Below are 12,901 nucleotides of genomic sequence, written 5' to 3' on the forward strand. Positions count from 1 at the left end.
TTATCCTCTTTGTGACTTACTTTATTTGAATCGCCAGACTCTGTTGGTTCGCTTGCTGTTTGCCCTTTTGATGCTGATGGCTGTCGACCATTTGTTTGATTTGAGAAACGCACGAGCCACAGTTAGTACCGCATTTGAGTTTGTTTTGAAGCTGGGTCAGTGAAGTACAGTCTTGTTTCTCCATAGCATCATGTATTTGTTTATCAGTAACACGGAAACAACTACAAACCAGTTTGGCACTGCTTTGCGATTGAGTGATGGTAAGCAGTTGCGATAGCTCCATCGGTTTGCCAATCAAGCCGATAAAGTTGGTGTAGTCGGTTTGAATCGGTTCACTAGACACCACCAAAACAGAACGAATGATACGAACGTCTCCAACAAGGTCGTAATCCACCGCTAGCCAACCTTGGGCAATATCTATCGTAATCCTGCGGCTCTTTTCTGTTCGACAAAAACTCTGCTTCTTTGGTCGTTTGTCGTGTGCAAAGCGCCAGATGCCCAGATTACTTTCTGCTTGAAATGCGCTGTAGAGAAACTTGCCGGAATCAAACTGTGTACCAATGAACACACCGTAGGTTTTTACCGCTGCGTCTTGCACTTCAACATAAGATGACTTAAACGCAGGTTGCCCAGAAATAGGGTCTTTTGCACTGTTTACTATCGCGTTAACACTGCTTTCACCGCCATATCGACCCGCCCAGTGCATTGACATAAACAGCTCCTGAAAACCCAAACCTTCATCAATGGCAACTTTGGCATAAATACCGGTGTTTGAAGCAGGCTGAAACAGCTTGGTGAGCTGTCCTGCTTTTAAGCGATTTTGGGTGGCGGAGAGTGTGTTCATGTAGACCGTTGGTTCTAACTCAGACGCGGCAAGGTGGGCGATATGCCCTGTGCGCGTCATGGTATGCCATTGGTCGCGTTGCCTGCCCGTATTGAGCCACCAACCTTTTGTTCTTTCTAAACGCATCGGAGATTCACTGGTCACGACAAAACGCGCTTTACCATCTGGGTGCGAATAGACGCCATCAGCAAAAGGACGTTCTCCTCCCCATTGTGTCGGCACCCATTCTTCGTATTCTTGCTCGGTTAAGTTCGCGTGTTGAGACAGGTCGAGCTTCAATAGCGAATCTGCATTCATGCCTGTCATCGCCGCATATTCCCTAAAGACCGCCCGCTCAGAAGTAAACGCAAAGCCATTTTGTGTCTTTTCCAATGCACACAGAGCTTGTCCGACTTGGCTTATCGCCCACCAATCTGATTTTGCTTCACCGGGAGGCGTTTGAAACTGACGCTGCCTAGAAAGTCGACGCTCAGAGTTGGTTACCATGCCTTGTTTCTCCCCCCAGCCAGCGGCGGGCAGCAACAGGTCCGCGTAATGCGCTACATCCGAATCCGCTGTGATATCAGAAACAATCACAAACGGACAAATCTCTAGTGCACGTTTTACCAATTGGTTATCTGGCAAAGAGACAACGGGATTGGTTGCCATGATCCACAGAACTTTAATCTCACCACGTTCTACCGCCTCAAACAGTTCAACGGCTTTTAATCCGGGCTGAGTGGCAATTTCTGGTGAATCCCAGAACGCTTGCACTTGCTTGATAGACTCTGCGTCAAAAGAACGATGAACCGCTAATTGGTTTGCCAATCCACCGACTTCTCGCCCGCCCATCGCATTCGGCTGACCTGTAATAGAAAACGGCCCACAACCTGACTTGGCAATTTTACCTGATGCCAAATGTGCATTAATAATGGCATTGCCTTTATCGACACCATTTTCGGCTTGGTTAACCCCTTGGCAAAACAACGTGATTGCGGTTGGGCTTTGCGCAAACCATTGGAAGAATGTAGTCAGCTTTTCTTCTGAAATACCAAAGGAAGACGATAGATTAGTGACATCGTAACGCAAGCCAGAAACTTCTTCTGCAAGCGCATCAAACCCATCGGTATAGGAGTTTATGTATTGAGAATCAATGCATTGCTGCTCAATAAGAAACTTAAGCAGCCCATTAAAAAGTGATACATCCCCATCGTTTTTAATCGGTAGATGCAAATCGGCTTGCTGTGCGGTGACCGTTTCACGAGGGTCAATGACCACCAGTTTGAGATTAGGATTGTTTTCTCTCGCTTGTTGAATACGTCGAAATAAAACAGGGTGCGTCCAAGCGGTATTAGCACCGCAAATGATCAATAGCTCAGTCTTATCAATATCGTCGTAATTGACGGGAACGACATCTTCACCAAATGCTCGTATATGAGCCGCAACCGCCGAAGACATACACAAACGCGAGTTAGTATCGATGTTTGCGCTGCCAACATAGCCTTTCATGAGTTTGTTGGCGACGTAATAGTCTTCCGTCAACAACTGACCAGAAACATACATAGCGACAGAATCTGGTCCAAACTCCGCTTTTGCTTGATGGATCTTTTCAGCAATCAGATCCGTAGCTTGTTGCCATTGCACTTCCTTACCCTGGGATCGATCCTGGCTTACAAGTTTTGGATACAACAAGCGCGAAGGCATATTCAAACTCTCTGCCAACGCGACGCCCTTTACGCACAGTGACCCCGCATTCGCAGGATGACACGCATCCCCAACGATTCCTTTCGCATTGACCTCGACACCACATCCAACACCACAATAGGGACAAGTGGTTTTCTTGCATCCTTGCGACATTACGCCCCCTGATTCTTTTCTTTGAATGGCGAGCTACAAGCGAAAAAAAACCTCTCCCGAAACGAGAGAGGCTGCATTGCCTATAAAAGCTCAAAAAGTAATACCCTATCCGCTTTACCGCCTGCTAAGGGAAAGCGACGCATCGAGTTAACGATGAACACTATCTGGATTGCAAACGCAATGCCAAAAATAAATACAACTACTTTTCAATTACTTAAGCCAACATTGCTGATCGTTTATTTTTAACCTTGCACAAATTAGGTGCGCGGTTGAATCACTGATGTGCAGAATTAACGTGTCAATTGCATGACTAAGCGAGCCTCACCATCACCAAAATAGTTAGCCTCTTCTTTTACAACTTCAAAACCAAGCGAGCGATATAACCTACAAGCTGGTGCATTATTTGGGTCGACGGTGAGTTTGACCAAATCACTGACATTCACTTGATTAAGCACCTGCTCTACAAGTAAACGTGCGATGCCTTTGCCGCGGTATTCGCTACCAACCGCTAATGACAATATCCAATGAGTCTTGGCCTCATCGCTCTGCGCCATCAAAACATAACCCGCAATTTGGTCATCTTCCTTAGCAATCAATAAACCATTTTGCCAACAATCAAAGGCCTGTCTAAAAAAGAAACCTGGATAAGCATGATGACCAAACAAGTCATTTTCTAATTGATAAAGTGCGACTAAATCTTGTTTTTCTACTGCGATAATTTTCACGACAACTCACTCCCTTGGGGCACATCAAGTGATATATAGATAGAGCCTAAATTTGGTAAAGCCTAATAGATTCTATTGCTTTACACACCTTAGGCAAAGCCTGATTTTACCAAGGTAATACCATATTCATGAGTCTTCTTTCATATTAACAGAACGTCGTACCAGTTTTTATTTGATTGTTGGTTGTTTTTTGTAGAATAATCGCGGTTCTTATATACAAAAATAATAAAAACGATAAGGGCGAACATCGCCCACCATGAGCAACTACGCTCATTTTGCTAGGCGAATCATTATAAAAGTGAAGATCTCACGTTTACGTCAGGGCTTCGATTAAGCTGTCAGAATTAGAGTTGAATAATGTCGATGTCTGAATTCGAGCAATCAACCCCTTTGCTCGATTATAAAAATAAAAAGTGGTGGCAGTTTTTAGGTATTCAAACCCTAATCTTTTGCGCAATACAAGTAAGCTATAGCCTCTCAAATTTTTACGTGATTGCACAAGATCGTGTTCACGTACTCTCTTTTACGGCCGCTTTCGTTGTAACAGTAACACTCCGATACAGTTGGCGCGTATTGCCAGCCATAATCACAGGATTGTTGTTTCACTATGGATGGTTTTCCAAACGTCCATGGGAAATGGCTTTGCTGTTTTCCGTGTTGCTACCTGCATTGCCCCTGCTGTTTTGTCACTTGTACCGCATAGCATTAAAACGCGTCGCCACTTATAACTTCACCTTAAAGCTTAGTTACTATGCAGTGTTTATCGGTATTCTCTATCCAGTTGCGAACACCATGCTATTAATGCTGATCAGCGCACTTTTGGGGAGTTCAACGAGTTTTTCTTTTGAGTTTATTGCCTATTCCGTCTTGAGTGCCATTTTGACACAAATGGTGCTTACACCACTTTTAAGCCTTGGCCTTAGCTATGTCCTTGATGGAGAAAATACACCGTATATTAAGCTCGACCGAGCAATGATGGCAGCCTATTCAAATCCGTTGCACTATCGATTTTGGCTGATGGTATGTGGGTTATTTTTGGTGGCAGGAATATCAGCACAAAACCCACTTACCCTAAATGCGCTTAGCTTGATGTTGCTGTGCCTAGTAGGCATGGGATTAGGAAAATTCGGCTTATTACGCCCAATGATGATTGGCGCAGCGACGTTACTGGTGTGTGTAGAAAATATCATTGACCGCCATAACCTTGGTTTCATTTCTCGTGAACAAGTGTATGCAATGCTATTGGTATTGTTTGCACTTACCACGCTGACTTTTATGCTGGTTGCGCATACGATCAAAAACTACGTGACGACACGCAATGCTATCCGTAAAGAGCGCATCGACAGCTTCACTGGGTTATATAATCTTGCTCAGTTAAAAGAAGATGTCGCCAAACAAGTCAATGCAACGCTTATCTACATCGATCTTGAGCCTACATTATCCAAACTGCATGGATTAGGCCACCAAGGTCGTGCACAGTTAATGAAGCAACTTAGCCAGTATCTCGCATCTAACACCGATCACTTAACACGTGCATACCTGCCTCCATTTGCCAGTGGCCTACTCTGCTTTGCTCCACGTTTGCCAAATATGGACACTGAATTAGCAACACTCATTGGGCTTTTAGATCGCTTTTACTTCTACTTCGACGACAGCGCAGTCAGCCTTGTAAAACGAACGATTCAGTGCGCTTCTGTCCAAGGCAATCGCAATCTCGACCCGATGATTTCCAAATTGTGCGAGCAACAAGGTGGTAATAATGCTTGTGTGAATTGGGTTACCCACAACCAACAAGAACATAAAACGCTTAACCAACTCAGTTTTATTCAGCAGTGCTTTCGGGAAAACAAGTTTGAGCTGTACTGTCAACCCTACCGTTCGTTGTCTGAAACCCCTCGAGCAGCCCACTTTGAAATCTTACTTCGCCTTAAACCACACCAAGGTAAGTTGATGTCACCAGCCGAGTTCTTCCCTTTAATTAATGAGTTCAGCCTAGAGCTTGAACTCGATGAATGGGTAATACAACACACGTTCATTACGCTTAGAGCGAGAATTAATGATTGGGGCTCAGTCGGTCGCTGTGCCATTAATTTAACCGCGAAAGCACTCAATTCGGATGGCTTTGCGGAACAGGTGAAAACCCAAGCACAGCAACAACGAATTCCAATGAATAAACTGTGCTTTGAGATCACCGAATCAGACGCTTTACGTAACGAGCCCATTGCCATTCAAAACCTAAAGCAGTTGCGAAAGGCCGGTAGTACTATTGCGCTTGATGACTTTGGTACTGGCTATGCAAGTTTTGACTATTTACGTCGATTACCATTGGATGTGCTAAAAGTGGACGGTTCGTTTGTAAAAAACATCATTGATAGTGAGAACGACAGGATTATTGTCCAAGCTATCAGCCAAGTTGCTAGTAGCATGAAGCTCACGACCGTTGCGGAGTTCGTCGAATCAGAAGCCCACATAAAAAACGCTTCAATCCTTAAATATCCAGTTTGCTCAAGGGTTTGGCGTTGCAAGGCCACAACCGCTTACCGAGTACCTTATAAAGTTATCGAACAAAGCTTAACCACAACATCTAAAACCAAAAAATCCTTATATTTCACGATATAATTTCAATTATCACCTACAAAAATAAAACTATATATCGCTTTTTTCAATTTTACATGGTTCGATAGTTTACACCTTTGCCTCTTCACTAGCATGATTCACCATCACCCCCATGTGATAACAATCACTAAAACAGTTAACATCCGCGCGATTATTATTTTTATAAAGGCGAGTTTTAAGTGAAAGAATCTCGATACACATTAAATTTTAGTGAATTAAACACAACAAACGCTTGGACTAAACATGATACCCATTGGGTACTAAGCCTGTTTGGTACCGCCGTGGGTGCGGGTATTTTATTCTTACCGATTAACTTAGGTATTGGCGGTTTTTGGCCACTTGTCGTCATGGCGGTACTCGCCTACCCTATGACTTATTTGGCACACCGTGGCCTAGCACGATTTGTGCTGTCATCAAAAGTGAAAAACGCAGATTTTACCGATGTGGTTGAAGAACACTTTGGCGCAAAAGCGGGACGCTCTATCTCTCTCTTGTACTTCCTTTCGATCTTCCCGATCCTGCTCATTTATGGTGTAGGAATTACCAACACCGTCGATAGTTTTATGGTGAACCAAGCGGGTATGGAGCCATTACCGCGTGCCCTACTGTCTGGCGTATTGGTGTTTAGCTTAATTGCTATCATGATGGCGGGTGAAAAAGTGATGCTACGTGCGTTTGCTATCATGGTTTACCCATTGGTTGCGATTCTAGCGTTTCTTTCATTTTATCTAATGCCAAACTGGAGCATGCCAGTGATGGATGCACCAGAAATGTCGTCTTTCGCAAGCACAATGTGGTTGGCGATTCCCGTGGTGATCTTCTCTTTCAGTCACGCAGCAGCAATTTCCACTTTTGCAAATGTTCAACGTCGTCATTATGATGATGCGGCCGATAATAAATCAGAGCTGATTCTGCGTCGTACAAGCGTCATGCTAATCGCATTCGTGTTGCTTTTTGTCTTCTCATGCGTACTTGCTCTTTCTCCAGAGCAACTGGCAGAGGCGAAATCGCAAAACGTATCAGTACTGTCTTACTTAGCGAATGCAACAGACAATCCATTCATTGCAACGCTTGGCCCACTTGTAGCATTTGTCGCGATTACCTCCTCTTTCCTTGGTCACTTCCTTGGTGCGCGTGAAAGCTTGAATGGTTTGATCACTAAGCATTCGGACATACCAAAACGACGTGTTGATCACATCAGTGTCGTGGTGCTATTTATCTCGATTTGGATTGCAGCCATTTTGAACCCAAGCATTCTTGGTATGATGGAAGCACTCTCTGGCCCAGTTATCGCGATGATCTTATTCATAATGCCAATGATGGCCGTATACAAAGTGAAGGCGTTACAGCAGTATCGTGGGAAAATATCGACGTACTTTGTCCTGATGACGGGGATTATTGCGGTAAGTGCGTTGGTTTTTAGCTTGTTGAGTTAAGAAAAGAGACGTGGCTTTTATTTTCAGGGGAATACCTTATTTTTTATTAAGGTAATTCCCTGAATTTTGCTATGGTTTTCTAGTTAGTATTGAAAGTAACTGCTCTCGTTAAATGAGAGTGAAAACGCCGGCCAGCATAAGAATAGATGCGATACAAGTTCTGCCGATGATACCGAAGTGGGAAGGTTGAATCATTTCATTGTGCATAGGCAATCTCCTTTTTAGTGAAAACAAGCCATTTTCTCTTGGCTTACTAACACTATGTCGAAAAAAGCATTTTTCCACAACTCATACTAAGATTAAATTTTTATTACAGTCATGTGAACTTTTAAGGAACGAACAATTTTTTAAGACTGAATTCTCGTCAAATGGTGTCTTTACTTTCAACCTATCAGCGAAAATTTCCCCCACCGATTCTCCTACCCTTCTTATATAAACAACCACTAACTGACTCTACCTTGACCCACTAAGGCAAAGCTGAACTTTTTAAACGTTTACTTCTTTCATATGCCTAGTTTTATTGACTCGGTGAAGAAAATATAAGCGGCACAAAACAACTAAATCTATGGGTAATCACGGTTAAGAGGTGATAAACTTATCCAGTGTTTCATTATAAGAGTCAGCTTTTCTATCAACCGTCTGATGCCTTTACCGTTAAAAACGCTACGATTCCTTTTTCCTATTGTATTTAGTGTGCTGTGTTCATTGCCCAGCTTTGCTGCTGACGTACCCAAAAAGGAAAGCTACCTAAAACAACATCTTGCTGCCGCAGATTATCCAATGCTGGAGTTTTACTTTGACTCCATTGGTAAACCCCGCTCAATTAAATCTAGCGATCTTTCGCTGCCACCTAGCGCCTCACCAGATTCTCAAGCGTTGTACTACTTCGCCCGTATCTATTTAGAACGTTATGAAGGTGTGCCTTTACCTAAACTCCCTAACCTTGTGGAGTTTGGTAAAAAGCACAAACTGCCTTGGGTTATTGCAGAAGCCAAGCTTAATCGAGCAGTAGAATTGGTCGAAGCTGACGAAGTATGGCAAGGAGAACTTCTATTGCATGAAGTGATCAACACAGCACGTGAAATCGGCTACGACTCCTTGCAGGGCCGTGCGTATCGCTGGCTTGGTAATGCTGAAGTACAACGCGCTCAAGTGCAAACAGGCCTAAGACACTATCGCACCGCTTACGATCTGCTTGAACACTCCGAATTTGAAATTCAAATCGCGATGACGCTCAACAATATCGCCTCTCTTTATATGGAACTATCCGATTGGAAACGCGCCAAAAGCTACTTGGATCAAGCGATCGAAGGGTACTTGAACAGCGATAAGCACTACGACAATAGTTTGTTCCTTGCGATTATGTACGCGAACATGAGCGTGATTTATTTTGGGATGGAAGAATATCTCGAGTCTGAACACTATTTTGAACAAGCCGCTAAACTGTCGATGGAAACAGGCTCGATAAGAATCAAACACAATTCGGTATCCAACCTATCCCAGCTTTTAAGTACCCTTGGCAAGATAGATGAGTCTTTAGAGTTAGCAGAAGCCTGCTTAGCCCTGCCAAACCCTCAAAATCTAAAGACTATTAAAGCGGCTTGTTATGAGGCGTATGCCGAGGCCTACCTCGCAAACAACCAATTTGATCAAGCGATATTGAACGCGAAGATGGCACTCGATAGCTTGAATGAATCGGCTAGCGCAGAAACCAAACAAAAAATGGATCTTCTGCTTGTCATGGTTCGAGCAAACCAAGAGCTGAAGAAATTTGAAGCAGCGTTTGATTACTTGGGGCAGTTGCGTAGTTTGGAACGTAATTTTTCTAGCCATGTCCACGGTGAGGAGATGATCAATATCAAGCTCGACCTTGAGGCGAAGTTGGCGCAAAAAGAGCTTACCCTGCTTGAAGCGAAGAATGCCTTGCAAGCGTCTGAGCTTGAATCACAGCGTTACCGTGAAATCTTCTATTTCTGTGTGGTCGCAGCGATCGGTTTTTGGTTATTCCGCTACATCCGCCAGATGAATAAGATCAACGAAGAGTTGACACAACAAAACACAACCGACCCGCTAACTAAAGTTCATAACCGCCGCTATCTTCCGAGTTGGTTGGAAAATATGGCACGTCGTAATCCAAATAGAAAGTTTGCTTTGGCGGTCATCGATATCGACCATTTCAAATCGTTCAATGATCAATACGGGCACGATTTGGGCGATAAAATGCTGATACACGTTGCCACAATCTTGAACGAGGCAACTCGCTCTGGCGACCTTTTGGTTCGTTGGGGTGGTGAGGAGTTTGTCCTTCTATTTGAAATTGGTCACGCGAATGATTGCGCAAAAACGTTGGAACGTTTGAGACTTGCAGTTGAAAACGACAAGCTAGAGGTTGACTCACAATCGCTAAACGCCACAATCTCTCTCGGCGCGGTCAACGAGTTAAGCGCTCAATCGATCAAACAAGAGTGGGATAAGTGGTTCTTTGCCGCGGACCAAGCTCTTTACGATGCCAAACAAGCTGGACGTAACCAGCACAAAATTCACTCGACGTCATAGAAAAGCACAATGAAAAAAACATGGATTCTTGCTGCATTTGCCCCTTTCTTTTTGGCCGCTTGCAGTAACCAACAAGCCTCACAACTCGGAATGAGAAGCAGCAGTGTTAATGTGTATGCTCAGCAAATGAGTAACATGCAGTTATGTGAAACGCTCTATTACAATCGCGCTACAAATCAAACTCGCGTGGCGATTGGTGCTGAGTTCAACCGCCGTGGTTTGAACAAAAAATGGTGCGATCAAGAATTCAATAAATTTTATGTTGAAAAGGTCGTTGACGGTCTGCTGTCTCGTAAAGAACAAGCCCCTACAGAACCTGAGGCAACCATACAACCTGCCATATAAATCACCCCATTCCATAAAAAGCAGGAAATTACTCTGATTTTCCTGCTTTTTATACTCGCTATCTTTCATTCAGATATCCAGAATCCTAAGTGACTTCAAGTAGTTAACATCAAGATACTGTCGTGCGTCGAAAAATGAAAGTAAATGAGATGTAAACAGTTTTCGTCTCCATAGTTAACCGCTAGCTTTGTTTAGACCTGTTTAAAGGAGTATCGAACAGGGACAAAAATTCCAAACAAAGACATGAGGTCACAAATGGAAACACGCATTAATCGCCTATTCGCCGCGATGTTGGCAGTAGGTATTTCTCCTGCCGTCTCGGCATACGATCCGCTCTATTCAGAGCAATGGCACCTCAACAACACAGGCCAAACTGCATTCGCAGCCAACCCTGCGGTTGCGGGTAACGATCTAAACACCAAACTGACACAAGCAATGGGTATTGCAGGTGTCGGTGTGAAAGTTGCCGTTATCGACTCTGGTGTTCAAATCGATCACCCAGACCTTGCAGGTAACGTAGTCACAGGCAGCAGAAACTTTGTTGAAGACTCTTCATTCCCAGCCGACTACCCAGTCGATGCAAATGGTCACGGTACTGCCGTTGCCGGTTTGATCAGTGCGGTCGGTAATAACGGTGAAGGCGTTCGCGGTGTCGCTTCTCGCTCTTCTTTGATGGGCTTTAACTGGCTCGCTAACCAAACGCTTGAAGGTTGGTTAATCTCTCACGGTGCAGATGCTTCCACCAGCGACGTGCGCGTATTCAACCAGAGTTATGGCTTTAGCCCACTTACCCCTATTCCATTCGACGAGAACGATCCTCAGTTCAAACTCGAAATAGATGTCATGAAAGATGTGAGTGAAAGTAACGCATGGGGCCGTGGAGCGGTCTTCGTTAAGTCTGCTGGTAACGGTTATCGTTACTTCAATACTGGCCGATTCTTTGTGCTTCCAGGCGATTTCTTCGCTGGCGGTGGTAACAAAGGCTTACCAATGCACAACTCACAGCAGTCTTATGACAACGCAAGTTACTACAACCTAGTCACCAGTGCATTACGTGCCGATGGTACACGTGCAAGTTACTCGTCTGTAGGTACAAACGTTTGGGTTGCTGCGCCAGCGGGTGAATACGGTCAAGACTTTCCAGCAATGGTAACAACGGACTTAATGGGCTGTGAAGAAGGTCAAAACACCAGCGCAGATTTGGGTATTAATGGCTTGCATGGCGGTACAGAGCAAGATCCAAACTGTAACTACACCAGTACGATGAATGGTACGTCTTCTGCTGCGCCAAACACCTCTGGTGCGATTGCAGCAATCATGTCGACCAACCACGCGTTATCGGCTCGTGATGTTCGTGCTCTTCTTGCAGAAACAGCAAGTGTCACAGACAAAGATCACCCAGGTGTTGCACTTGAATTTGTCAACAACCAAGGTGAAGTTGTCAGTTATGAAGCTATTTCACCATGGCAGAAAAACGCAGCGGGCGTTGATTTCCATTCCTTCTATGGTTTTGGTGCCGTTAACCTAGATGAAGCAATGAAGCGTGCACGTATGACAAACAACGTTCTACCTGCACAGGTAATTACACCATGGGCAAACAATGCAACTAAAGTGAGCGTTCCAGATGCAAGCTTAACGGGCGGCTCTTCTGCTATCGCTATCACTGAAGACGTAACGGTTGAGTCTGTTCAAGTGAAACTCACGCTAGAACACTCACGCCTACCAGATTTGGCAATTGAACTAATTTCTCCATCAGGTACGCGTTCTGTTCTACAAACGCCTCGCAACGGTCTTGTTGGTCAATCACTTGATCCAACAGTGGCAGGTTACGAAAACCAACTAATGCTGTCGAACCAGTTCTACGGTGAGAATGCGAAAGGCGAATGGACGCTACGTGCGATCGATACCAATGGTGATGAAGTATTCTCATTCATTGCATATTTCAACTCTTCTGCTATCTATGATGTACCGATGGCAAACAACGCACAACCAGGGGTTATCAAAAACTGGTCTATGCGTATCTTCGGTCACTAAGGAGTCAATCACATGAAATTTATGACTTTTTCTATTCTGGCTCTTTCAACAATGGCGGCAACTGCAAGTGCACAGCAATTGGCAGAGCAACCAACTCCTGAGCTATTCGTCGCTTCTGACGCGTTAGAAGTGAACGGCCAAGACTACCGTAAGCTTTCGGTCGATAACTTATCTGAAGCCGCAGAACTGCATGCAGGTGATGAGGTGTTTAAGAACGCGTTTAGTAACGTATCTAAAGCCACAGGCCTTATCTTTGTAACAGTAAAAAGCCCTGCGGATGCAAAAGCCGTAGCAAAGGAACTGAAACTTGAAGTTGTCTTCGCACAGGGTGAATCCGCGGTGTTTAAAGCATCAGAAGGCCAAGATCTTCTTGGCATCAGTGATTACCTGAATGCAGACAGTCGCGTAAAAGCGTCTAAAATTGAACTAAACAGCGGTAAATACCGTGCACAATAATTCTCTAGCAAGAGAAGTTGGCTGATAAAAATGCCTCAGCAATCGCTGAGGCA

At 44.4% G+C, this 12,901-nt stretch carries 8 protein-coding genes; 6 read left to right on the top strand and 2 right to left on the bottom strand.

Annotated elements, in window-relative coordinates; all coding sequences use genetic code 11:
• Positions 1–16: 16 nt before the first annotated feature.
• The gene (locus C1S74_RS23150) at positions 17–2,680 is read right to left on the bottom strand and encodes a nitrate reductase (protein WP_045402420.1); all 2,664 of its coding nucleotides are present in this window, start codon (positions 2,678–2,680) and stop codon (positions 17–19) included.
• Between the two features lie 290 nt (positions 2,681–2,970).
• Positions 2,971–3,405, bottom strand: coding sequence for a GNAT family N-acetyltransferase (locus C1S74_RS23155; RefSeq protein WP_045402421.1), 435 nt, complete (start codon positions 3,403–3,405; stop codon positions 2,971–2,973).
• 636 nt (positions 3,406–4,041) lie between these two features.
• Here C1S74_RS23155 and C1S74_RS23160 point away from each other — a divergent pair.
• From C1S74_RS23160 to C1S74_RS23190, 6 genes are all read left to right on the top strand, one after another.
• Positions 4,042–6,024 carry an EAL domain-containing protein gene (locus C1S74_RS23160; protein WP_244184858.1) on the top strand — a complete coding sequence of 661 codons (1,983 nt, stop codon included), beginning with the start codon at positions 4,042–4,044 and terminating at the stop codon, positions 6,022–6,024.
• A gap of 176 nt (positions 6,025–6,200) precedes the next feature.
• Entirely contained in the window at positions 6,201–7,457 is a 1,257-nt protein-coding gene (locus tag C1S74_RS23165; RefSeq protein ID WP_045402425.1) for an aromatic amino acid transport family protein, read from the top strand.
• A 642-nt stretch (positions 7,458–8,099) separates the two neighbouring features.
• Positions 8,100–10,013, top strand: a complete 1,914-nt coding sequence (locus C1S74_RS23175) for a tetratricopeptide repeat-containing diguanylate cyclase (protein WP_045402428.1) — start codon at positions 8,100–8,102, stop codon at positions 10,011–10,013.
• 9 nt (positions 10,014–10,022) lie between these two features.
• Positions 10,023–10,358: a hypothetical protein gene (locus C1S74_RS23180; protein ID WP_045402431.1), complete on the top strand. Its 336-nt coding sequence runs from the start codon at positions 10,023–10,025 to the stop codon at positions 10,356–10,358.
• Positions 10,359–10,613: 255 nt separating this feature from the next.
• On the top strand, positions 10,614–12,392 hold the full coding sequence (locus C1S74_RS23185; RefSeq protein ID WP_045402433.1) for a S8 family peptidase: 1,779 nt from the start codon (positions 10,614–10,616) through the stop codon (positions 12,390–12,392).
• A 12-nt stretch (positions 12,393–12,404) separates the two neighbouring features.
• Positions 12,405–12,848: a hypothetical protein gene (locus tag C1S74_RS23190; RefSeq protein WP_038873497.1), complete on the top strand. Its 444-nt coding sequence runs from the start codon at positions 12,405–12,407 to the stop codon at positions 12,846–12,848.
• Positions 12,849–12,901 lie beyond the last annotated feature (53 nt).

Origin of the sequence: Vibrio hyugaensis, assembly GCF_002906655.1 — a bacterium.
In the GTDB taxonomy this organism is placed as follows: Bacteria; Pseudomonadota; Gammaproteobacteria; order Enterobacterales; family Vibrionaceae; genus Vibrio; species Vibrio hyugaensis.

What these genes read in the sequence shown, in the direction of transcription:
- C1S74_RS23150 (WP_045402420.1), bottom strand. Translation starts at nt 2,680, where the DNA reads ATGTCGCAAGGATGCAAGAAAACCACTTGTCCCTATTGTGGTGTTGGA.
- C1S74_RS23160 (WP_244184858.1), top strand. Translation starts at nt 4,042, where the DNA reads ATGGCTTTGCTGTTTTCCGTGTTGCTACCTGCATTGCCCCTGCTGTTT.
- C1S74_RS23175 (WP_045402428.1), top strand. Translation starts at nt 8,100, where the DNA reads ATGCCTTTACCGTTAAAAACGCTACGATTCCTTTTTCCTATTGTATTT.
- C1S74_RS23180 (WP_045402431.1), top strand. Translation starts at nt 10,023, where the DNA reads ATGAAAAAAACATGGATTCTTGCTGCATTTGCCCCTTTCTTTTTGGCC.
- C1S74_RS23185 (WP_045402433.1), top strand. Translation starts at nt 10,614, where the DNA reads ATGGAAACACGCATTAATCGCCTATTCGCCGCGATGTTGGCAGTAGGT.
- C1S74_RS23190 (WP_038873497.1), top strand. Translation starts at nt 12,405, where the DNA reads ATGAAATTTATGACTTTTTCTATTCTGGCTCTTTCAACAATGGCGGCA.